The following is a 20,285-nucleotide window of genomic DNA, read 5'->3' on the forward strand; positions in this document are numbered from 1 at the left end:
GGACTAGAATGAATTATCCGAATCAATCGGGAGAGAAATTGTGGAACTTCGCATGGATTCCCATCATTTCACACACGGCCAGCCTGACTGGCGGGCAGCCGTGCTCGCAGGCGTCATCGCAGGCGCTGTGTTCCTGGCGTTAGGGGTTATCCTGATGGCACTGATGACGGGCGCAAGTCTGCTGGAGCCCCCACGCATGGTCGCCGCGATCATGCTGGGACGAGGCGCATTGCAATCGCAGCAAGCATTCTCAATTGGCATTGTGCTCGGGGCCTTTGTGATGCATTTTGCCCTTGCCATCGTATTCGCGCTTATCCTCGGTCTGATCATGACGTCATTCAACCTTGACTCGAGCATGGGGATGGCTTCACTGGCGGGTGGCGCTTTCGCTGCAGCCGTTTACCTGATTAATTTCTACGGCATGACACGGTTTTTTCCGTGGTTCGCAGAAGCACGCAACGGGGCCAGCCTGTTCGCTCACATCGTCTTCGGTATCGTGGCGGCGAACATGTACATGAGACTGGAGCGCAACACATCCCGCGGGGTCAAGGCGGACGCGGGCGGCCCATCGTAGTCCGGTGCCATGTTGATCGACCGGTCTCCAGAGCAGAAAAGGCTCGCCGCGCAACAACATGAGCACCTCGTCGAGATAGTCATGGTCGGCCAGACGAGACGAAAGAAAAGCCAAGCCGGAAGATCGGCCTGAAGTCGTCACGCAGATTTTGCCGAACCGGCTTTCGACCGACGAAAGCGACCGGTGGGGCGCGCCACTGGCTCAACTGATGTGGCGCACGCTTGTGCAGGACCTGACGAGCCGGCTGCCTCCAGGCGTGTTCATCTTCCCGGACGCGCCGGAGCCGCCCGACACTCGGATGCTCGTCGTCACGGTGCTCGATGCCGAGACCGATGCGAGCGGAACGGTGACATTGCAAGCGGCGTGGACGCTGCAATCGGGGCAGCCCGCCCGCGCTACCTTGACGCAACAGGCGACGCTGGAGAACCGCGGCACGCCCATTGGGCGTCACGAATGGCTCCACGACGCGGGACTTTCGATCATGTACGCATACTTCAGGCGGTCGTACGGGCCTGGCTCTTTCGACGGCGAGGGAGGTGTGCCGAGCCGCGAGTGGCGCATCAAGCGCAACTGCTCCCTCACGCCGCGGCAGTCGCTCGCCGCGACCGTGTTCCTCATGGCGCTCGACCTCGCGATCGGCGTGGTAACGGCATTCGCATTCGGCGCGTGGCTCACGCTGTTTTTCTCGATGCTTTGCACCGTGGCCGTCGGCATCGCCTTTATCGCCTACTCCAGGCACGCGACGGACGGCGAGGTGCTGACGTTCGCGCCCCCGTTCGTGATCGTCGAAGTACACGAGCGCGGACGCCGCACGATGCATCGGATGAATGCTGGCCGCTTGGCCGTGTCTCTCGACGACAGCGATGGCGTCGTCTACCTTTGCGACGGCTGGCAGCGTATTCCCGTCGGACGGCAACTGCCTGCCGCCGCCCGCGCGGAGTTCGTGCGTCAATTGCGCCGCTTTATCGTGGCCGACTATTGACATGCCGGCCGATGATCGCCCGGCATGTCTGATACCGGTAGTTCATCCGCCAGTATTTCGCGCCGGACTTATCGAGCTGGAAATACATGCGACCACCGTCTGCGAGGAGGTTGCCGATACCACCAGCGGTACTCGGGTCGAGCCGGATCATCCAGGAAAGAAAAAACCCCGTAAGTCGTTGACTTTACGGGGTTTCTAGGAATGCATGCGGCTTATGCCGGAACAACTTTTGGTGCCCAGGGCCGGAATCGAACCGGCACGCCTTGCGGCGGGGGATTTTGAGTCCCCTGCGTCTACCAATTTCACCACCTGGGCAGGTCTTGCAGCGCACGCGCCAGAGTATGGCTCGCGGCGAAGACGCAGATTATGGCGGAAAATTCGACGACGGGCAAGGTGGGGGCTGATCTTTCCGGTTCTCTGATGACAACCCTAACCGGAAGAACGAAAAATGAACGCTCCAAACGAATACGCGGCGCTATCCAGAGAGGCCGCGATGCCTCTGACGCTCGCCAATACACTTCCTACGTTCCTCGCAACGAGGCGTACCCGGCTCGGGAAGCCGCTGAGTGACCAAACGAAGGCCGATTACACCAAGTGGTATCGCATCGCGCTCGCACCGGCGAAGGACTGGCCGCTGGAGGACGTATCGGTCATGCAGTGGGTGGACTTCCTGACCGGCGTGAAAACCCAGTACGGCGAGGCCAAGGCGCTGTACATGTCGAATATCGTCTCAGCGGTCTATAGCTTCCTGATGGGCCTAGACATGCTGGACGTCAACCCGATCACAAAGGTGCGGCTCTCGCGCCTGTTCATCGCACCACCACCGAAAGACACCTATATCCCGATCCCGCAACTCAGGCCGTTCTTTCGCTCCATCGACCGCGCATTGAAGAGGCAGGACAGTAAGGACGCGGTGAAGTTGATTTTCATGACCGGCTTCCGGCTGAGCGCCGCGCTCGGAATGAAGTGGGACTCGTTGGACTTGGATCGGGGCTTCTATTACGTCCATGCGGGCGCGGCTGGGTGGAAGGGGTTCACCGGGGTTATGCCGCTGAGCGATTACGTGGTGAACCTGCTCAGAAGGCGGCACGAGCGCCGCGAGTCACACATTTACGTCTTTCCGAAGCGCTGCGGTGGGTCATCCGCGCCTATGACCAGCGTAGGGGATGCTCTACAGATCGTCTGCGAGGCCGCGAGCGTGGACCGGGTATCGGCGCATGACTTACGCCGCACGCTGGCGACCGTGGCCAAATTCTGGTTCGGGGCGGAGATAGACAAGGTGGCGGTCCTGCTCGGACATAAATGGGCGGTGGACGGGCGCGGCATGGTCGTTTCGAAAAGCGCGATCACGACCCGGTACATACAGACGGAGTTAGTGAGCCTACGGGCAATGGCGAACGAGGCGACAGGGTGCCTGCTAGAGCTAGTCGGGGAGCGCCCAATGTCTGAGGGCGTAGCCACGCGATTGGAAAGGGCTGGCTATCGCGTGAAGTGACCAATAGCAACAACTAAATGTGCCTTCTCCAGCGCGCATGAGCTTTTTGTTGCCGGCATGGTGGGCGCCAGGAATAATCCGCCTCGCGGTGCTTAATAAATGAGCACCTGAAAGTCGGCCAATTACTCAGGAGTCCACAGTGAATTTTGCAACCAACGAAGAAATCCGCGCCGCGAGAACGTCCGACCTCGTGATCTTCCATAACGCGAACGTACCGGAGGGCGAGCAGGTGAAGCGGTTCCGTGACCGTGCCGCTGCTGAGTCGAAGTGCGTTGGGATTATCGAAGCCCAGGAGGCCGCTAAGGGCGCGGCGGGTTGGACCCGTATCGAAGCGAGCGCGGAAATCGTACCGGACACTGCTGTAGAGGCCGCAGTCGGTACTCTCGCGCAGCCGGAAGCGAGCGGGGAACAGGCCGCGCCGGAATCGAACCCGCTAGGCCCTTGGCCCTTCCCGAAGAACCCGGAAGGCGTTGAGTTCACGCCGGTAGTGCTCGATAGGCCGCGCGGTAATAACTCGCTCGCGGTGGCTGCTTCGTGGGCGGATGCTGAGGTGTACGCCGCGCGTTTGACCCGGCATGGGGTAACGGTCACATTCAACGGGAAGACCACTGAGCACCGGTCTGTGCGCGAAGCGTTCCGCCACTACCGATTGCCGGACGCGAAGCACATTCGGTTCCGGCTTGGGCTTAAGGCGTCCGGTTGTGAAGTGTTCGAGCACGAAGGGAGGATGTACGCGTTCACCTTGGTCGAGATTGCGCCGGCTGGTGTCGAAGCGGAGAAGGCGGAATGAAATTCAAACTGTTCACTATCGCCGTGCTGACGTTCGGGATCGCGTGTCTGTTTGGCGCGGCAGCGATGTTTATTTGGGGATGAGGGCGGGGTTGGTTTTCTCGGAGGGCGCGGCGCTTACCCGCGCGCTTCTCGTCCCGGCTCATCTTCTTTGACGCGCCAGCGCCAGTAGCGATCAGGTTTCACCCAAACAACGGTGGTTTCCGTAATCTCTTTGAATGATTCCAGCACTGCGCGGCCAACGACCAAATTGCCATCGCTGTTTTCGCGCAGCAGATTCTCGGATTTCCCCTTCACCAAGTGGTCAACCACGTCATCTTGGTAAACGCAGCCATCGCGTTCGAGTTGAGTGAGCATCCACTTCGCGGTCGCTTCTGCATCCATTACTCGGTGTCCGATACAAGCTTCAGTGACGCGGCATTAAAATTACCAGATTCCAGTTTTTTTCCTGCAAACCACTGGCAAATGTAGTAATCGCTGTACTCCCTAGGAATGTCATTAACTGTCATTTCTGGGCCGCCGGATTTCAGTTGCACGATGTCGCCAATCTTGAATTTGGTTGCCATTCTGTTACCCAAGTTTACGGTCTGCCACTTTTATACACCATTGACGGGCGATGCGTCGAGTCGTCTTGGCTGTGTGCTGTCTGCCCGTAGCCGCGAGAACGATACAGGATGGGACAGCGGCTTGGACTACATGCTCTATTGCGAAAGTCTGAAGGTATGTGGGAGACTGAGGCCTCCCCAAATAGGGATTTTTGAAAGGAGGGCCGATCATGACCCAATTTTTGAACTCTCCCGCCATTCGCATTGGCTGCAACCGGTGAGCGTCTGACCTGACGGGGTTGATGTATCGGGAAAAACGTCAAAATACAGTCGTTGGACACTATCTCAACAGACGTGTTCACCCCTGATCCATGTGGCTTTGCAGAGTTATATGGAGCGGAAGCATATGACGGAGGACGGCGGGTCAGACCGCCAGCGATCAGAGAGGCCCTATTCGGGAGGTCCGAGTGGGGGAACCCCGATGACCTGCCGACGAATTGGGCCGTCTTCATTCCCACCCTCACTCTGCTTTGCCGCCCAATTTCACGGCGCTACTTTGGTGCCCGACTTCAATGCGCTGCTCTGCCTTCCATGACGCACTTATGAACGCAGCGGAAATGGATGCTATGGCCGCCAGTATCGCGATTGCGAGGGGTATGGTAAAGACTTTCCAGGCCTCGCTGCGCTGAACCTGTCTAGCGTGTAGATCAACTGCAAGCTGCATGAGCTTTGCGGTTGTGGCTGGCGAAAGAAGGGGCTTAGCCGCATCTCCGTTATCGGGATCGATGTCCTCTTGCGCATTGCGTGCGATCAGCGAAACGTGTGCAGGTTTGTCCCCGTTGGGCTTAACTCGAAAGAATTCTCTGTGCTCCAAGCCTACGTCTATCCACCCGCTGGCGCTTTTTGGATTTCCCTGCAATTCCGAGATAAGACCATCTTCCGTGCGTCGGGTCTTGGGCGAAAGTGCCAAAAGTTGAATCAACGCAAGAACGTCTGACAAGCGGCCATCTACAAGGTATGCGTATTTGGTCTTGGATTTTGAGGTGCGCCACATTTCTCGATGAGCCCCGTAAGTCTATCGTTGCATTATTGTTTGCGGAGGGAGTGTAGCTTAACTTTTGTGCTGTGCCCTAGATGAACCGGCCGTCCGTTTTATTCGCCTGAAACATATCTATACATCCGGATTCTCGCCGCGCTGGGCAGTCGAGCTATTCGGAGTGTCCTGTTCAAATTGGTCCGTGCGCGATCAGCGAGCAGGGGTGGGGTAGGTGTGAAAACATCACTAAACGCCATTCGCTAGGTAGGGTGGATGTGACGATGCCTGCCCTCGACACGAGGGCCACGCAGGATGGGACGGTGGGTGATGGTTGGTGGCTAACCTTCCATCTCTAGCGCCAGGCAACCTTTTCCTTATCAAAACCGGCCCGCATGTGAAGCGCAGTGGCGGAGGTATCTAGCTACACCTATACTAGCTGGCGTCTGAGATTGAAACGTTTCATTGGTGCCGTCCTTTTGGCGTTGAGATGATCTAGGTACGATCCATCATGACGCAACTCCATAACACTTTAGAAACAATAGATTGCTAAATTATGGTAACGAAAAAGATCAACGTCGCGCCGAGCGGGGTCGTCGCGGCATCGGGTGTGTTCAATTTCGATACGGTCGATCTGCCGCTGACAAAGTTGCTGCTCGATCCGAATAACTATCGGTTCTTGGACCACAAAAAATTCAAGAAAAAGGTTGTTACCCGATTCCATGAGGAAAAGGTACAGGCGGCGACCTTAGAGAATCTTGAGCACCATTATCAACTCGATGAGTTGAAAAACTCCATCTTAGTAAACGGTTATGTCCCAATGGAGCGAATAATAGTCGCTCCATACAAGCACCTTTCTGGTTGTTATGTTGTCGTAGAGGGCAATCGCAGAGTCGCCGCACTTAAATCTCTTCTTAAGGAATGCGAAGAGGGGGTAATTGCACTCACCACTACGCAAAAGAAGTCGTACTCGAAGGTGCCGTGCGCGGTTTTGAAATCTGCCGGCAAGGATCTCAAACACGCCGAACGCGTAATTATGGGCATACGCCATATTGCAGGCCCCAGAGAGTGGGGGGCATATCAACAGGCCCTGCTTGTGGCCGAGCTAAAAGACGACGAAGATCTTGACTTCAAGGAGATTGGCAATATGCTCGGAATCTCGTCCGTTGAAGCGGCGCGTCGATATCGAGCCATTGCTGCACTCAAATTTATGGAGCAGGATGAACTATATGGTGACAAAGCGGAACCAAACTTCTACAGGCTCTTACACGAAATGGTTTCATCGCCAGAGGTTAGAGAGCGCTTTGGCTGGTCCCACGAGCAAAACACTTTCATTGACGTGGAGCTGGCGCGAGAGTTCTTTCAACTGCTGACGGGCGACGCGAAGCACGACCCGAAACTAATGACCTACTCTGACGTGCGTCGGCTCAAGCTGATTGTCGGAAACCAGTTGGCTGTCGCTTCCCTCTTAGACCCAGACCAAGGCTTAGTTGAAGCTATCCGTATTGCTGAACATGGAAAAGTCGCCGCGACCCCGGGCGAAATCCTAGCAGAGATACTCAAATCGCTTTCGCGCATAAGTGTTTCTCAAGCTAAGGCGTTCACAAGCAAAGAGCTTGCAGTATTAGAGCAGATAATTGACACTATAGATGGCTTTAAGAGCCTCGCACAAACAGCGAAAAAATGAGCGAGCGACTTGCACGTATCTATGACGAGCTTATTTCTTACTTCCTTTGCGAGTACCCGCCTACCTCTCCCAAGAGAAAATTGGTAGACGTTGTACGCTTGGCCGCGTCGAAGAACTATGCCTCAGAAATTGTTGAAAATTTCCTCGAAAAGCGTCTGAATGCGCTTCGAGAGGCGTTGGTAAATGAATATAATTTCCGAATAGAGAAGGATCTTGCTCTTCGATACGAAGTTGCAGACAAACTTGGCGAGGGTGACTGGATAAAAGGAAGGAAGCCACCGACCGGCGACGGTCGTGTCGCGTTCCAAGATATATTGCATCAAGTGGATCCGCCTGAGTTTGAGGCTTTGGCAGCCGTCGTACTCAAGCGCATGGGCTGCGAACACGTGTTTAAAACCCCACAATCGCACGATCAAGGGGTCGACGCGTTTGGATACCTGACCCTCACGCCGGAGTTGTCGCGGGCCGTCACTCACAAGCTCGTATGGATAGCGCAGGCGAAGCATTACATCACGCACGGGGTGAGCACGAACGCCGTCCGAGAGCTAGTTGGTACCAACGAACTTCTCGTCAGCAAGATTTTCTCGACGGTCGATGCTAGATACAAAGAACTCGACCTGCGCCCCTACGCACCCGCAGCGCTTTTGCTTCTCACGACCCACGAAATGCCAAGCACGGTAAGAAGGCTCGCTGAGCGAGCCGGTGTATTTGTTCTCGAAGCGGCTGACTTATTTGATTTGTTTCGCAACGAATTTAAAGGCAGGATCACCGCAAAGAGTCTCGCCGGCTTCATCGGGGCCGAAACGATGGATATTCCAGCGATCTCTTAGTCTGCCGCGCCTTTCGTTGTGTACGATTGACTAATCGAGGTCAGCCATTGCCCGGTCCAGCACTCTGCGGCGAAGCTTGCTCATCTTCTCCGTGCCTAGCACCTCGCGCAATCCCGCAACGATGGACGCGACAGTGAACTCGTTGGTGACTGCTTCGCCTTCCCACTCTTTCAGGCCCATCACCTTCGCGAATTCCTTGTACACCATGCTGACGTGCTGGCGGCGCGTCGCCTCATCTATGGACGTTTTGGTAGCATCCTCAAATCTCGAAAACGCGCCTATCGTTAGCCAGATTTTCTCGAACTCCTGTAGGCGCGTATCAACCTCGGACGGGATCCACAACGTGTAACTGTAGCGAATGTCGGATAGTTTTCGAGCCTCCGAAATGATCTCTGGGGTCGGTCCATGTTGGATGAGGATCAACACACCTTCCCCCGCTTCGTCTTTATATCTCTCGCAAAACTCGACATATTTATCGAATGCGACATTAGCCATGTGCGAACTTGCGGAATCGGTAGCAGACTTTATACGCTCGCGTTCACTTTGAGCCTTTTGCTGATGTCTTGCGATGGAGTACGCCGCGAGCGCTCCGATGGCGCTGCCAAGCAACGACCAAACGCCACTGCTGATACCATCCCCGATCACGTACGTTGCCGCGCTGGCTGCTATCGCCGCAGAAGCTGTCATATTGTCGCCTTGTGATTACGCGTGAGTTTCGCCGTTATACGTCACCCCGTTAAAGTCTCGGAAGGTTCTCGGGATTAGTCTCGTGTTTCCAATTCAGGTAGCGACACAACCCCTCCAGATCGGGAAACAGTGTGCTTTGGTTAATGCCGCAGCGATCCAGTTCGCGCACCACGTCCTCCTTACTGCTCGCCGGTATCACGTACTCGGACAAATGCGACCTCGTTTCCGGGTTGTTTTCGAGAGCCACAAAGCCTCTGGCGCCTTTCGAGTATCGATGTACGGTGAACCAACCGTGCTGCGCCACGATCCGTTCATTGGCTAGACGCGGCTGCACCACTTTGGTCGCGGATAGCTTGAAGGGATCAACGGATGAAGCATCTGGCATTAGATGGTCGTCCGCCTCCAAGGCGTAGACGTACCCGTCACGATCATTCGTATTGAAGCATGCGAACCACAAGGCCGCGAGAGGGTTGCTCGTCCAGTCGAGTAGCCGTGTCTTCATACCGAAATGCTGTGCCAGTACCAGTAAATCCCACTTGTCGAAGTCTCGGTGCTGGATCTTAGTCGCGCCCATCCGTTCCAGCGTTTTCAGCAAGGCTTGTTCTTGTTCTGTAGTGTCCTTTGTCGGTTCTGCCCTTGCTATGCCTGGTAGCAGGTTCCTCCTGTGGGATTGGCCACGGAACAGCGTGTGATAGGCGATCAAACTGAACGTTTCGGTCTGTTTAAGGAACTGCGGGAGAGATTCTATCGTTTCCGTCTGCATGGAGCACCGTGGCAGTATTGTGCGAATGTCGTGAGTTTAACGCGCGCGGATATCGGTGGATTGCGACACATTTATACACCCGGATTGTCGCCGCGAAGGGCGGTCGCTCGCTTCGGAGTGTCCTGTGCATCAATGTCGAAAAATTTTGCGAAGTGTACGTGTGAAAATGGGCCGTGCGGCAAAAGTCAGTCGGGGCTTGTGTTTGTGTATAGGTAAACGAAGTGGCATTCCAAACTACGATTTAGAATGGAAGTCGTAAGGCTATGGACGACCATCCCGGACAACGCGCGAACGTTCTTGGCATTACGATTTCGTTACTACTCCGACACATAGTCTTTCGACCGGACGAAGGGGCAAAGAGAAGAAGCCTCCTAACCTTACGGCGTTGCTAGAATATCGTTCTTTTTGACTGTAGTAAGGTTCGTATTCCTAGCAATTGATTCACAGCAATCGCACGTCGTTATTGCGTTATTGGATAAAAGTGCAAACCTTACGCGTTTTACGTAATTAGTATTATCGATTTTTCGGTATCGATAGGTATTGTGCATCGGCTCGCCGCGCTGGGTCGTGAGATTACTCGATGCTTACCGAGGAGTGTTGGGTCGTAAGAAAAAAGAAAGCCCGTTTAGATCGTGTCTAGCGGGCTTTGTTACGGCAGGGCAGGGGTAGGTATTCGCCGCGCCCTTTCGAGCGCTTAGGACACCGGCTCTAGTGTAGTTTCGCGGGCTCTTTCGTGGGTTCGCGCGGCTTAGGGTTTGTTACGGATTCGACAGTGGCTGCGTGGGCATTATTCTTCGGAGCTTCAGCATAGAAGTCTTCCAGCGAACGACCGGCGCGCGTCTGACCGTTTTCGTCTACAACGGTAATGCCGACCAACACGTTGAGCTCTTTCATCGCCGCGATCTTCGTCTGGCCCTTTTCGCGCGGGTTCTCGACAATCTTCAACATGCGATTGATTGACTTATTTGTGTTCCAAAGCGCTGATGCCTTCTTTTCCGCCAGCGCTACGTCCAGCCTATCTTTGACGTACGGGTTGCATTCCGCCGCAAGACCCAATTCGTGCGCGTTGAAAAGGCTAACATTCTTTCGAATCATCTGGAATGCGTCGATGATGGCTATATCTCGCGGAATGCCCTTCACAAGCTGCTCAATGAAATAGTCGAAGCACGGTGCGCACTCCTTCGCAAATTCCTGATCGGCGAAGTCGATTGGGCTGTATTCGAGTTGATCCATGATGCTTATATCCGTCGTTAATCTCTATTGCGTTAATTATATAGGGATTTTACGCTCATTGGATCAGCAGAATTAAAGGTCAACCTCGCCGCACAGTACGTGGGCGTGCCGTGGGTTTTGTTGTGCGCGGCAGGTCGGGAATAAATTTATCCGACCTGCCGTGTTCTAATCCCGACCGAGCGAACGATTCAAGCCGCGCAAGGCTTTCAAGCCCAAAAAGGTCGGAGTCGGAGAAGGTCGGATATTAATTAAAGAGTTTTAAAGGGGAGTGTACTTGGTACACTAGAGAGGGGGAGAGTATCGCCGTAAGCCGTAGAGTAGTAGAAATCCTGCAAAGGACTTTTCAACCAATATCCGACTCCGACCTTTTTATCCGACCTTCTTCATAAATCAACGACTTAGGCGGGCCGTATTTCCGACTTCCGACCGAAAAAGCCACGAAAAATCGTCCGAAAACGGCCCGAAACCCACAAAAAAGTACGGTTTTTACCATCACTTTAGTGCGGTCGTTCGTTTTTATAGAAAAATAAAGGGCGAAAGACCAAAGATCAATCGCCCTAAATCTCAATCAACATTTTTGATCAACAGCAATCAAAAGCCACCCACCTGAGCCGCCGGAACATAACTCTCATTGTTAGGCTTCGTATCGGTCTCATCCAGCATCTTCCGAAGCCGATCATTAACGAATTTCTCCATAAACTTAGCATCAGCCAGATTTTCCGTAGGCAACTTTTCTCCATCCAACAAATCCGCAGCGAAATACCGTGGATCTTTGACGTAAACCGTGTGCGCCTTGCCCTTCCACTTAATATCCCTTGGCACGCGAGTGTAATCTAATTGTTCAAGCATCATCGCAATCTGCCGCGTCATTCTTCTTTTTTCGCCAGTATCGCGTTGGATGTGCTCTTGCAAATAGCGCGTACACAGGATTTCCTCGCAGACGCCCAATTCGCCTTCGGACAGATAGGTCTTGATCTTATTAATGCCCGAATCAGCATCCTCAATCCCGATCATCTTCAACTTTCCTTCCGTCTCCGGTGCGCGCATATTCCAGTGGAACCCAGCTGCCAACTCATATTCCATAAAGAACTTCCGCAGCTGCGCGGCCTGAGTAGCAATGGCGTGCCCGATGTTGGCAAAGTAGGCGTCGTACGGACCTACCTTAGCGATCAGTTGCGAAATGTCCTTCCACTGCGTGAAGATAACCATCCAGCGCCGATCCTTGTTGTTCAGCGGCAGGGCGTTCGAATAGTTGGTCATCGCAACGTAGTTTGTAGCGTTCATCGTCTCGTGCCGCTTGATGTACTTATCAACAACGTCCACCGTATCATTCGTGATGTACTGCTTCATCCGGTTTGTCACGTGATGCCGGTTGTTGCCGCTGTCGGTCTTCAACTCTTCAATCGCCACGACCGCGCTGCCCTTCGCCCATCCGGTGTTTTCCGTGACTTCGTCCCCAGACACAAGACCAATGTTCGCATCGCCTAGAAGTGCCTTCATAAGCCCTTGGAAGATGATCGTTTTGCCATCGCCTTCGATGCCCTTGATCAGAGGTGCCATCCCGATAAGTTCACCGGGCTTCTTGACGTTCATAGCAATCCACGATTCGATGTAGGTCGCAGCAGTCTCGTCGCCCGTCAGATTTCTGATGTGGGATCGGATCGTTTCAATTGCAGCCCAACCTTCGTCCGTGTAATCGGTCGCAGTCGCAGGGATGGACTTTGCATTGAACATATTGACGTGGACAGAACCCTTCCACTCGAACACGGAAGGCCTGCCGCACACGTAGGCCGTCCCTGCCGCGATTTTGAACTTTTGCACGTTCTGCACAAACGCGAAGGCGCTCTTGCAATTGAACTTATCGTCACTCTTCATGCTGAAGAAATGGCCGCCGAACGTCGCGTTGAAGTCTGCTATGGAATAGGTGAACTTGTTGCCGGGACGACACACGCGGCCTTCAGAAAGCGAGTACCACCAGCCGTGATACCAGTTGCGACCAACGCCCAAGTCCTGCGCTGCTCGCGACTCCAACTCTGCGCGTGACTTCTCCGCGTTGCGAGCCGCCGCGTCTGCAGCCTCCGCACGGTCGTTATCGTTCGATTGCTCCGGCGCGGCCTTCGCCGTTGTATCTCCGGTGTCCTGTTCGGTTTTCGCTTCGCTGGCAGGCTCGACCTTGGCCGCTGCTTCCGAAGTCGCCTTGGCCTTTTCTACAGCCTCAGCAGCCGCAGCGGCGCTGACATAGTCCAACGCGTTCGGCACGTCGCTCCAAAGCGCGTTCACCTCGTCCAGTTCGGATTCAATCGCTGCCATGACGATCTTGTCCACGAACACGCCCCACTTGCGGCCCGCTTTCTGGCAAGTGTCGTGCGAGCAATGGAAGGCATACGGCTGATCCTGCCGCGCATCCGGTCCCCAAATCACCGCGCCGTCAGCACTGCCGCCGTGCTCGTCGCCCCACGGGCAGATCATCCTATATTTGCCGCTGGCGTTAATCTGCATCGCGCCGCTTTCGCCCATCTGAGTGGCGTTCGCAATCTCAATAGCGCGACTGAGCCAATACGCATCGAACTGCGCTTCACCGTTAGCAATGGCAGGCGCGGCGGTCTTCTTGTTCACCACGATCCGGAAACCAAACGCGTCCGCAATCTCGTCCATCGAGTAGCGCAACGAGTAGTCAGCCGACACCATACGCACCTGGAACGGTTTGCCATTCGCATCGCCATACTTGAGCGTGCCGTCTTCCAGTGTCTTATTGTTGATGCCGATAGGGAGCCGCCCATAACGCGTGATGTCCTTAATCGTCCGGTCGCCGCCCTCGTCGAGTGCCCTCGCCGCGAACCAGTAAAGGAATGCACCGAAACGTTCTCTGTCGGCCACCGGCGCATCCATGAAATACCAACACTGGTTATTGCCATGGGACGTCTCAATCACGACCGTAGGCGGCAGGACTTCGGACAGCGAAGCAATCGTCATCGCGCCCTTGCTGCCCTTGCCCATGTTATCGGCATCTGAACCGATATCGTCTACCATCAGCGCAAGCCCATGGCCGAAGTTTTCGCGACTGCGCCAAAAGCGCGGTTCACCAGTCTTGGGATGCGGAGTCTTTATGGAAGACGAAATGACGACATATGAATTCTTGTCGCGCTTGATATACTTCTCTGCCTTATAGGGCTCAGGCCAAAATCCGCTGTTGTTGCGCGTTCCATCTTCGTTAATCTGCGGCGTTACTTCATCCGCATAGGCGACCATGACGCGTTCGGTTTCTGGCAATCCCCGACCTAATTCAGCCAAGAATTCTTCAGTTATTCCAACACGTTCAATGGGAGTAATCTTTCTCGCCGCCCCGTTATTTTCTTGTGCGGTGACTATAGACGTAGTTAACTGCATAAGTTATCCTATTATTTGTTGGGTTGTTGTTGGTGGTCGTTTGGGTTGTTGTTTCGTAGTTCATCGCTTGTATTCCTCTTTCTCGGTTTCTTGCGATTAGTGGGTTTGCTGCTGTATCTCGTTTTTGTCGCGTTGGTCCTGTTGTTCGTGGTTGCTGTACAGTCGCTTCCTCCGCGGCTCTATCGATTCTAATTCTCAAAGCCGCACATCTATTCATTTAGACTGCGGCTTCTTTTTTGCTCCGTATTGAAATAACTTAAAACAGCGCAGATTGGCGCAGTCCGAATGACGGACGCCCAAACATTAACGGTTCGAAGTGAACAAATCAAATGCGTCACGCCTGCAAAGCGCCAGTCGGAACGGCACACGTGCTCGCTGGATTAGCGCAACCGCTCGGCTTTAACACGTCTCAGACAAACTAAGGAATGTCCTGTGGGCCGAAAGCGGGCCGGCCTAGCTTACCTATGTCGCGCCGTCCGAACGCCAAAGGTCATTTCCTAGTGGCTGCGACAGAAAGTGAAAAAAAATATTACAGCCGAGTCGCGCGACCGCCATGCACTATCTGACCGTGGAAACGGTTAGTGCGGAGCGGTGTGCTGTACGGAAACGATGCAGTCCCGGATGCGCAATGCCTCGCGGCCCACCTTGGATGTTTCGCCCACTTCATCGGACAAGCGCTCCAGTTCCGCCGTCGCAATCGCATCATCCCAAAGGTCGAAAACCGTCACATCATCCATAGCGACCCGTAGGGCGGAACGATAGACGTCAGAGCCTTCGGTGATCGAAACGCCCGCGCACACCCGATTAATCAGCGGCTTAAGGTAAGCGCCCGCATCCGGCAGGAAAACCGCGATAAAGGCAGCTTGCGACTGGTGGCCGCGCGCCTTCAAAAACGCGTACGCCTCGACAAAATCCATGACTGACTGCAGCTTGTCGCGCCCTGTGGCTAGGGCGTTTCGTAGTGCGTCGTTAGGTATTTCTGAGCGCTTCAATTGGGGATACAGGCGGCGGATGTGTCGCACGGCATTAAATAGGGAATCAGACAAGATCATTTAATTAGGCTCCGTGATTTTGAATAAGAGTCGTGCCAAGTTCGATCACATCGAACAGTACTACGGCGGACACGTGATAATCCGGTTCGTTTTCGATACGCCGCAGGGTTCTACGCGAACACCCCACAACATCAGCTAGTTCGGATACCTTGCAGGCGGCAATAATCTCACGAGCCTGATTTAAATGGTCTGCATATGATTTTTCCATTATTGGTTTATCTCCGCTTTAATCGAGTATCTATTATAGGGCGTATGCGCCCGTTATATTCGTACACCACGAATAAAGATTTTATTGTTAGTGTCCGGTTATAAAAATAAACTTGTCTATATAATACGAATTAACGGGCGGATACGCCCTTCAAGATAATTAAGACGATTAGCTTTCTCAGATTAAATCGTGGCCGTATTAATTTGATTCATCGATTTTTTGATTTTCGCTTTCGCTGCGTTGTCGATTAAGCCATCTTCGTCCGCGACTGACGTTTTGATCGCCGCCGTGTGCATCGTAATGGCGGTTGCCGCGACTGCTTTGGAAGTGTCTGTTGAGAATGAGTCGGCTTAATTTTTAACTCAATAACTTGGATGCCTGAACATGAATCGCTTGAATAGACTCGCAATGGCCCGTCGCCGCTCGGCTGGCCGTGTCACCGCAGATAGTTATGCCGCGGACAGCTACACCGGTTCCGATCTGCAAAACGGCGAACACTATGTCAGCCCGGTTCAGCAGATCAAAAACGCCGAGCAGAAGGCAGGTATCACGAACACCGGGAGTATTAACGGTATCGACACCGAGCAAGCCGAATCCGCCGCGCAGCCGACAGAAAAGGACGCGGCCCTTCTGAAGCTCATCGAAGCAATCGAAGGCGTCATCAAGCCCGGTCAGAAACCTGCGGCCACCGTTTAAGGAATCGATCAAATGTTCAGCAAACTTTTCGCCACCACCGTCCGCTATACCGTTAACGGTTCGGATATGCCCGTCGCGACATTCGGCGAAAACCGTGCCGTGGAATCCCTGTGCGGCCAGGACGCTTTCCTAGACTACTGCGAGCGCCGCGCGAACGGTGCCGAACAACTGGATGCGTTTCTCGCGTCGCTAGGCCGGTACTTTATCGGCAAGCCCGAACACCTAACGAAGTGTGCAGCGGCGCTGGAAACGACTGCGGCCTATATCGCCGCAGCAGCCGACGCCCGACACCGCGTGGAGGCTGAAAAGGCTCTGGCCGCGAAAGGTCTATCGGCAACACTCGCAGATCAACTCGCCAAGACGACAACACACGAACTGTCTGACGAAGCCGCAGAAGATTTGGCGCGCGGCATGCGCGAGTGGAACGCAGGTGAAGCCGGTCGGCGCGCGGCGTACCACGAAGCCGCGACGCGCTATGCGAACAGTGACGGCATCCGGTTCACGAGAGAAGGCAACGCCCTGTGAACCGATGGAAGTTCATCTGCGTGGCGTTACGCGTCGTGTTGGTTACCCACCTTATCTCGAAAGTGATTCACGACGCGAGCGGCGATAGATCGGACAGCCCGGCAACACTGGATTCCGTTTCGCCGTTGGTCTACCGATACCCGAACGCCACGCGAGTAGGTGTAATCAAAGTGTCCAATGAAGTGTTTAACCCTGTGTCTAGTAGAAGGTCGTATGGACTCAAAGTTGCTTTATTTTCTTATCCGCGCCGCCGTTTCGCGCAATGTGTTCCGCGAGACCACTTATCGCGAGTTGGCGCAAACGCTCACGCTTAACATCCAACGTAACTATTCGGATGGTGAGACCACTATGCGAAGTGCATCTGGAGCATTCGGTGAGCGCGGCAACAAGCTGATCTTTACTCTGGGCTTTGACCACGAGGGGAATACCGCACCGCGCCTTCTTACCGTACGCGGGCACGAGACGAACGATACGCAGCTCGCCTTAGCGTTTATGGCCATTGCCGAATATCTGATCGATCACGGGTGTCTGGCAGATCATTACGATGACTTCCTTCGACTTCCGAACACTAAGGCGCGCGGCGAAACGGTTCTAGAGAAGCACGTCCGGCGCAAGCGTCAGGGCCGCGAGTATATCAAGTGGCTGGAGTGCGATATCGCTCGTAAGCGGGCTCGATTCGCGGCTTGAAGTGTTACGTATTACCTGTAGTTCAACCAGTGGTATCTCATTTATTTAGGGGTGTTTAGTATGGCCGTACGAACCAGCACGCATCGCATCATTCGAAATGTATTTGTCCAGGACGCGTATCACATCGGCAAGACGTTCCACGCCCACGATTCGATTCGACCGTCTACCAGCGGGATTCGCGGCGTTCAGCCGTCCACTGTCGGTATGGCTCGAAGGAATGACGGTGGCACGCAGGGTATGAGCTCAGGAAAGCGCCCTATCCGCCAGTCCACCGCGCAGGGCTCGTTTAAGGCGAACGGCAAAGGTGCGCCCGGAACGACCTTTACACCTGCGGAACTGGAGAAGGTGAAGCGGGCCGCATTCAACCAAGGTGTACGCGATTACGAAGCGGGTCGTGTACGCGACGCAAACGAAGCAGCGCGGCAGGCGATGGACTCGTGGGTTCGTGAACGTATCGACAGCCGCGCTGTGGACGATGCCGGAATGCGTGCGCTCTTGGGCGGTGCGTAGGAATAGGGCGGCGCGCTCGAAGGCCGCCTGTAGGTGTTTTAATGTGTACGAAAGCCCGTTTCACGGTTCGCCGCGACGGGCTTTTCTTCGTCAGGTTGCCCAGAGCGCTAGTTTGTATAGTTCACAAATTCGAGGTGGAGCCTCTTTGAGTCATCGGTCCGGATGCTGAATAAGGCCGAGCGCTCGCATTCGCGCGCTGATACCCGGATCACAAACGTTCGCTTGGTGCCGTCTTCCATGTACTGCAGAGATTCGTAGAATGTGCCGCTCGCGGGAGTGCTGAATCGGAACTGATCCCAGTTACCCCAATGAGCGGCGACCTCCACAAGCTTCTCCGGATCGTCGTGGCGTAAGTGGAAGCCAGTCCCGTCCAGCAGCAGGACATCACCTCCTAGCGAGTTCGTTGGAGGCGAAATTTTCTCTATGTATACCTTGCAATTGGACAAGGCCTTGCCGCCTGAATTTTTTATCCCGATCTTCACTGTGCTTAGTTTTTGGGCGGCCTGTACTTCAGTCACCTGATAGGGCGCGGCTTGCTCCGTGTGAATTTCGATTTTTGGCGGGTGGGCGGCCTGCGAACTCTGGTCAGCTTCGCTGGCTGACGGGCGATTCCGATACTCAGTCAGTTGCTGCTCTTTCGCATCAAGCCTCTCGCGCAGCACTTGGATGATGCTTTCGTGCCTCCACTTTGACGCCCCATAAGCCAGGGCGACAGCTAGGGCGAAGGTGATTAGGAACGGGAATGGATGCTCTGAGACGAGCGGCCACTGTTGTTGCAGATATTCGAGGAAGTCTTTCACGCGTCACCGTGGGGCGAGATTGGGCAACGCGATTATAAGGGCCCGCTGTACCCGTCTGCGATTAGTTCGGGGTACGATAGAAAGGCAGGAAATTTGAGGAAGGATTGGCTTCGACTCTGTCCGCATGGCCGACAGGCAACGGGATTTTGAGTCCCCTGCGTCTACCAATTTCACCACCTGGGCAGGTCTTGCAGCGCACGCGCCAGAGTATGGCTCGCGGCGAAGACGCAGATTATGGCGGAAAATTCGACGACGGGCAAGCCGGTCGCCTTCTTCGCCTGCTCAGCCCTCAAACCGTGCGTGAAAAACGTTCGAGCGTCTGCTGACCGAGATAGCGATCGAACACCATCGCGATGTTGCGCACGAGCATGCGTCCGGCCATCTGTACTTCCAGCTTGCTGTCGTTCACCGACACCAGCCCGTCCTGCTCGAAGCCGCGCAAGCGCTCCAGCTCTGGTTTGAACGTATCGGCGAAGCGGATGCCATAAGCCGCTTCGAATTCATCGAAGCGTAGTTCCAGATTGCACATCAATTGCGTGATCACATCGCGACGCAGACGGTCGTCCGCAGTGAGGCGCGCGCCGCGCGTGATCGCGAGCTTGCCCGCATCGATTGCCGCGGCGTAGTCTGGCAGGTCCTTGATGTTCTGCGCGTACACGTCGCCGACTTTGCCGATCGACGACGCGCCGAAGCCGATCAGATCGCATTCCGCCCGCGTGCTGTACCCCTGGAAATTCCGATGCAACGTGCGCTGCGCTTGTGCGCGCGCGAGTTCGTCGGTGGGCAGCGCGAAGTGATCCATGCCGATGTAGACATAGCCCGCGTCGGTCAAGCGCTCGACTACCCGTTGGAGGATCGCGAGGCGCACGGCGGGAGAGGGCAGCGTGGCCTCATCCATCTGCCGTTGCATCTTGAAGAGCTGTGGCATGTGCGCATACGCGAACACCGAAAGACGATCGGGCGCGAGTTCGATCATCGTGTCGAGCGTGCGGCTGAAGCTATCGACCGTTTGGTGCGGCAGCCCGTAAATCAGATCGACGCCGATCGAGTGGAAGCCAGTATCACGCGCGGCTTGCATCACAGACGCAGTCATCTCGAGCGGCTGAACGCGATTGATCGCCTGCTGCACCACCGGATCGAAATCCTGCACGCCGAGACTGAGCCGGTTGAAGCCGAGCATACGCAGATGTGCAATGGTCTCGGGCGACGCTTCGCGCGGATCGACTTCGATCGAATATTCGCCTTCAGTATCGGGCAGCAATGTGAAGTGCTCGCTCGCCGCGGCCATCAGTTCCGCCATTTCGTCGTGCGACAGGAACGTGGGCGTGCCGCCGCCCCAATGCAATTGCGACACGGGGCGCCGCGTGTCGAAACACGCCGCCTGCAAAGCCATTTCGCGCTTCAGATGCTCGACATAGGGACGCGCGTGCGCGCGGTTCTTTGTGGCGACCTTGTTGCAACCGCAGTAGAAGCACACGGTGTCGCAAAAGGGGATGTGGAAGTACAGCGAGAGGTCGGTGGTGGAAGCACCTGGGTCTGCGGCGGCGCGCAGATAGTCAGCGGGATCGAAATCGTCGCGGAACTGCAAGGCGGTCGGATAGGACGTATACCGTGGACCGTTCGCGCTGTATTTGGCGAGCAGGTCAGGGCGGAATAGCGTGTTGGCGGTGGTCATGGGGCGCTCGGGTTTGACAGCCACCCTTGAAGAGGCACGAACCGGCGGATTCTCGGGACCGGTTCGAACAGCGCAGACGCCTCTTGAGCGTGGCCTTTCGTATCCAACAAGTTTACGTGAGCGACCC

At 55.1% G+C, this 20,285-nt stretch carries 21 protein-coding genes, 1 tRNA gene and 1 pseudogene; 11 read left to right on the plus strand and 12 right to left on the minus strand.

Annotation, left to right across the window (positions count from 1 at the left end; genetic code table 11):
* Window positions 1-52: 52 nt before the first annotated feature.
* The 3 genes and pseudogenes from M0D67_RS04860 (at window position 53) to M0D67_RS04870 (ending at window position 1,556) form a co-directional block, all read left to right on the plus strand.
* Complete coding sequence (locus M0D67_RS04860; RefSeq protein WP_154560884.1) at window positions 53-574, plus strand: hypothetical protein; 522 nt, start codon at window positions 53-55, stop codon at window positions 572-574.
* Window positions 575-707: 133 nt separating this feature from the next.
* Window positions 708-977 (plus strand): annotated as a pseudogene (locus tag M0D67_RS04865) (ABC-type transport auxiliary lipoprotein family protein); the annotation flags it as partial.
* Window positions 975-1,556: a DUF2244 domain-containing protein gene (locus M0D67_RS04870; protein ID WP_349768778.1), complete on the plus strand. Its 582-nt coding sequence runs from the start codon at window positions 975-977 to the stop codon at window positions 1,554-1,556. The pseudogene M0D67_RS04865 and the gene M0D67_RS04870, both read left to right, overlap by 3 nt.
* A 230-nt stretch (window positions 1,557-1,786) precedes the next feature.
* Here the strand turns inward: M0D67_RS04870 and M0D67_RS04875 are convergent.
* Window positions 1,787-1,871, minus strand: a tRNA-Leu gene (locus M0D67_RS04875).
* Between the two features lie 133 nt (window positions 1,872-2,004).
* On the opposite strand from M0D67_RS04875, the gene M0D67_RS04880 reads away from it, so the two are divergent.
* The gene (locus tag M0D67_RS04880) at window positions 2,005-3,051 is read left to right on the plus strand and encodes a tyrosine-type recombinase/integrase (RefSeq protein WP_266237548.1); all 1,047 of its coding nucleotides are present in this window, start codon (window positions 2,005-2,007) and stop codon (window positions 3,049-3,051) included.
* 139 nt (window positions 3,052-3,190) lie between these two features.
* Window positions 3,191-3,841 carry a hypothetical protein gene (locus M0D67_RS04885; RefSeq protein ID WP_266237549.1) on the plus strand — a complete coding sequence of 217 codons (651 nt, stop codon included), beginning with the start codon at window positions 3,191-3,193 and terminating at the stop codon, window positions 3,839-3,841.
* A gap of 116 nt (window positions 3,842-3,957) precedes the next feature.
* Here the strand turns inward: M0D67_RS04885 and M0D67_RS04890 are convergent, their stop codons facing one another.
* From M0D67_RS04890 to M0D67_RS04900, 3 genes are all read right to left on the minus strand, one after another.
* The gene (locus tag M0D67_RS04890) at window positions 3,958-4,224 is read right to left on the minus strand and encodes a hypothetical protein (RefSeq protein ID WP_266237551.1); all 267 of its coding nucleotides are present in this window, start codon (window positions 4,222-4,224) and stop codon (window positions 3,958-3,960) included.
* Entirely contained in the window at window positions 4,224-4,406 is a 183-nt protein-coding gene (locus M0D67_RS04895) for a YodC family protein (RefSeq protein ID WP_266237552.1), read from the minus strand. Before M0D67_RS04895 ends, M0D67_RS04890 begins: the two co-directional genes overlap by 1 nt.
* A 499-nt stretch (window positions 4,407-4,905) precedes the next feature.
* Window positions 4,906-5,439 (minus strand): hypothetical protein, encoded by a 534-nt coding sequence (locus M0D67_RS04900; RefSeq protein ID WP_266237553.1) that lies wholly within the window; start codon window positions 5,437-5,439, stop codon window positions 4,906-4,908.
* Window positions 5,440-5,974: 535 nt separating this feature from the next.
* Between M0D67_RS04900 and M0D67_RS04905 the strand changes: the two genes are divergently transcribed.
* Both M0D67_RS04905 and M0D67_RS04910 read left to right on the plus strand, forming a co-directional pair.
* Window positions 5,975-7,105 carry a hypothetical protein gene (locus tag M0D67_RS04905; RefSeq protein WP_266237554.1) on the plus strand — a complete coding sequence of 377 codons (1,131 nt, stop codon included), beginning with the start codon at window positions 5,975-5,977 and terminating at the stop codon, window positions 7,103-7,105.
* A complete protein-coding gene (locus M0D67_RS04910) occupies window positions 7,102-7,935 on the plus strand; it encodes a restriction endonuclease (protein WP_266237555.1) in 834 nt (277 codons plus the stop codon). The genes M0D67_RS04905 and M0D67_RS04910 overlap by 4 nt, the downstream gene beginning before the upstream one ends.
* Before the next feature lie 30 nt (window positions 7,936-7,965).
* Here the strand turns inward: M0D67_RS04910 and M0D67_RS04915 are convergent, their stop codons facing one another.
* From M0D67_RS04915 to M0D67_RS04940, 6 genes are all read right to left on the minus strand, one after another.
* Entirely contained in the window at window positions 7,966-8,622 is a 657-nt protein-coding gene (locus M0D67_RS04915) for a hypothetical protein (protein WP_266237556.1), read from the minus strand.
* 49 nt (window positions 8,623-8,671) lie between these two features.
* The gene (locus tag M0D67_RS04920) at window positions 8,672-9,385 is read right to left on the minus strand and encodes an FRG domain-containing protein (RefSeq protein ID WP_266237557.1); all 714 of its coding nucleotides are present in this window, start codon (window positions 9,383-9,385) and stop codon (window positions 8,672-8,674) included.
* A gap of 708 nt (window positions 9,386-10,093) precedes the next feature.
* On the minus strand, window positions 10,094-10,618 hold the full coding sequence (locus tag M0D67_RS04925; protein WP_266237559.1) for a hypothetical protein: 525 nt from the start codon (window positions 10,616-10,618) through the stop codon (window positions 10,094-10,096).
* A 591-nt stretch (window positions 10,619-11,209) separates the two neighbouring features.
* Window positions 11,210-14,005, minus strand: coding sequence for a DNA-primase RepB domain-containing protein (locus M0D67_RS04930; protein WP_266237560.1), 2,796 nt, complete (start codon window positions 14,003-14,005; stop codon window positions 11,210-11,212).
* Between the two features lie 578 nt (window positions 14,006-14,583).
* A complete protein-coding gene (locus tag M0D67_RS04935; RefSeq protein WP_266237562.1) occupies window positions 14,584-15,057 on the minus strand; it encodes a hypothetical protein in 474 nt (157 codons plus the stop codon).
* A 4-nt stretch (window positions 15,058-15,061) separates the two neighbouring features.
* The gene (locus M0D67_RS04940) at window positions 15,062-15,265 is read right to left on the minus strand and encodes a hypothetical protein (RefSeq protein WP_266237564.1); all 204 of its coding nucleotides are present in this window, start codon (window positions 15,263-15,265) and stop codon (window positions 15,062-15,064) included.
* Between the two features lie 408 nt (window positions 15,266-15,673).
* On the opposite strand from M0D67_RS04940, the gene M0D67_RS04945 reads away from it, so the two are divergent.
* The 4 genes from M0D67_RS04945 (at window position 15,674) to M0D67_RS04960 (ending at window position 17,683) form a co-directional block, all read left to right on the plus strand.
* Complete coding sequence (locus M0D67_RS04945; protein ID WP_266237567.1) at window positions 15,674-15,961, plus strand: hypothetical protein; 288 nt, start codon at window positions 15,674-15,676, stop codon at window positions 15,959-15,961.
* A gap of 12 nt (window positions 15,962-15,973) precedes the next feature.
* Window positions 15,974-16,486: a hypothetical protein gene (locus M0D67_RS04950; protein ID WP_266237569.1), complete on the plus strand. Its 513-nt coding sequence runs from the start codon at window positions 15,974-15,976 to the stop codon at window positions 16,484-16,486.
* A gap of 213 nt (window positions 16,487-16,699) precedes the next feature.
* The gene (locus tag M0D67_RS04955; RefSeq protein ID WP_266237571.1) at window positions 16,700-17,173 is read left to right on the plus strand and encodes a hypothetical protein; all 474 of its coding nucleotides are present in this window, start codon (window positions 16,700-16,702) and stop codon (window positions 17,171-17,173) included.
* Between the two features lie 60 nt (window positions 17,174-17,233).
* Window positions 17,234-17,683: a hypothetical protein gene (locus M0D67_RS04960; protein WP_266237573.1), complete on the plus strand. Its 450-nt coding sequence runs from the start codon at window positions 17,234-17,236 to the stop codon at window positions 17,681-17,683.
* 107 nt (window positions 17,684-17,790) lie between these two features.
* Here the strand turns inward: M0D67_RS04960 and M0D67_RS04965 are convergent, their stop codons facing one another.
* Together M0D67_RS04965 and hemN are read right to left on the minus strand one after the other, a co-directional pair.
* A complete protein-coding gene (locus M0D67_RS04965; RefSeq protein ID WP_266237575.1) occupies window positions 17,791-18,483 on the minus strand; it encodes a hypothetical protein in 693 nt (230 codons plus the stop codon).
* A 289-nt stretch (window positions 18,484-18,772) separates the two neighbouring features.
* Window positions 18,773-20,158 carry an oxygen-independent coproporphyrinogen III oxidase gene (gene hemN, locus M0D67_RS04970; protein ID WP_266237578.1) on the minus strand — a complete coding sequence of 462 codons (1,386 nt, stop codon included), beginning with the start codon at window positions 20,156-20,158 and terminating at the stop codon, window positions 18,773-18,775.
* Window positions 20,159-20,285 lie beyond the last annotated feature (127 nt).

The organism is Paraburkholderia sp. SECH4 (assembly GCF_030511745.1).
GTDB classification, from domain to species: domain Bacteria; phylum Pseudomonadota; class Gammaproteobacteria; order Burkholderiales; family Burkholderiaceae; genus Paraburkholderia; species Paraburkholderia madseniana.

What these genes read in the sequence shown, in the direction of transcription:
- M0D67_RS04935 (WP_266237562.1), bottom strand. Translation starts at nt 15,057, where the DNA reads ATGATCTTGTCTGATTCCCTATTTAATGCCGTGCGACACATCCGCCGC.
- M0D67_RS04950 (WP_266237569.1), top strand. Translation starts at nt 15,974, where the DNA reads ATGTTCAGCAAACTTTTCGCCACCACCGTCCGCTATACCGTTAACGGT.
- M0D67_RS04930 (WP_266237560.1), bottom strand. Translation starts at nt 14,005, where the DNA reads ATGCAGTTAACTACGTCTATAGTCACCGCACAAGAAAATAACGGGGCG.
- M0D67_RS04895 (WP_266237552.1), bottom strand. Translation starts at nt 4,406, where the DNA reads ATGGCAACCAAATTCAAGATTGGCGACATCGTGCAACTGAAATCCGGC.
- M0D67_RS04900 (WP_266237553.1), bottom strand. Translation starts at nt 5,439, where the DNA reads ATGTGGCGCACCTCAAAATCCAAGACCAAATACGCATACCTTGTAGAT.
- M0D67_RS04860 (WP_154560884.1), top strand. Translation starts at nt 53, where the DNA reads ATGGATTCCCATCATTTCACACACGGCCAGCCTGACTGGCGGGCAGCC.
- hemN (WP_266237578.1), bottom strand. Translation starts at nt 20,158, where the DNA reads ATGACCACCGCCAACACGCTATTCCGCCCTGACCTGCTCGCCAAATAC.
- M0D67_RS04915 (WP_266237556.1), bottom strand. Translation starts at nt 8,622, where the DNA reads ATGACAGCTTCTGCGGCGATAGCAGCCAGCGCGGCAACGTACGTGATC.
- M0D67_RS04940 (WP_266237564.1), bottom strand. Translation starts at nt 15,265, where the DNA reads ATGGAAAAATCATATGCAGACCATTTAAATCAGGCTCGTGAGATTATT.
- M0D67_RS04955 (WP_266237571.1), top strand. Translation starts at nt 16,700, where the DNA reads ATGGACTCAAAGTTGCTTTATTTTCTTATCCGCGCCGCCGTTTCGCGC.
- M0D67_RS04905 (WP_266237554.1), top strand. Translation starts at nt 5,975, where the DNA reads ATGGTAACGAAAAAGATCAACGTCGCGCCGAGCGGGGTCGTCGCGGCA.
- M0D67_RS04910 (WP_266237555.1), top strand. Translation starts at nt 7,102, where the DNA reads ATGAGCGAGCGACTTGCACGTATCTATGACGAGCTTATTTCTTACTTC.
- M0D67_RS04880 (WP_266237548.1), top strand. Translation starts at nt 2,005, where the DNA reads ATGAACGCTCCAAACGAATACGCGGCGCTATCCAGAGAGGCCGCGATG.
- M0D67_RS04960 (WP_266237573.1), top strand. Translation starts at nt 17,234, where the DNA reads ATGGCCGTACGAACCAGCACGCATCGCATCATTCGAAATGTATTTGTC.
- M0D67_RS04945 (WP_266237567.1), top strand. Translation starts at nt 15,674, where the DNA reads ATGGCCCGTCGCCGCTCGGCTGGCCGTGTCACCGCAGATAGTTATGCC.
- M0D67_RS04890 (WP_266237551.1), bottom strand. Translation starts at nt 4,224, where the DNA reads ATGGATGCAGAAGCGACCGCGAAGTGGATGCTCACTCAACTCGAACGC.
- M0D67_RS04920 (WP_266237557.1), bottom strand. Translation starts at nt 9,385, where the DNA reads ATGCAGACGGAAACGATAGAATCTCTCCCGCAGTTCCTTAAACAGACC.
- M0D67_RS04925 (WP_266237559.1), bottom strand. Translation starts at nt 10,618, where the DNA reads ATGGATCAACTCGAATACAGCCCAATCGACTTCGCCGATCAGGAATTT.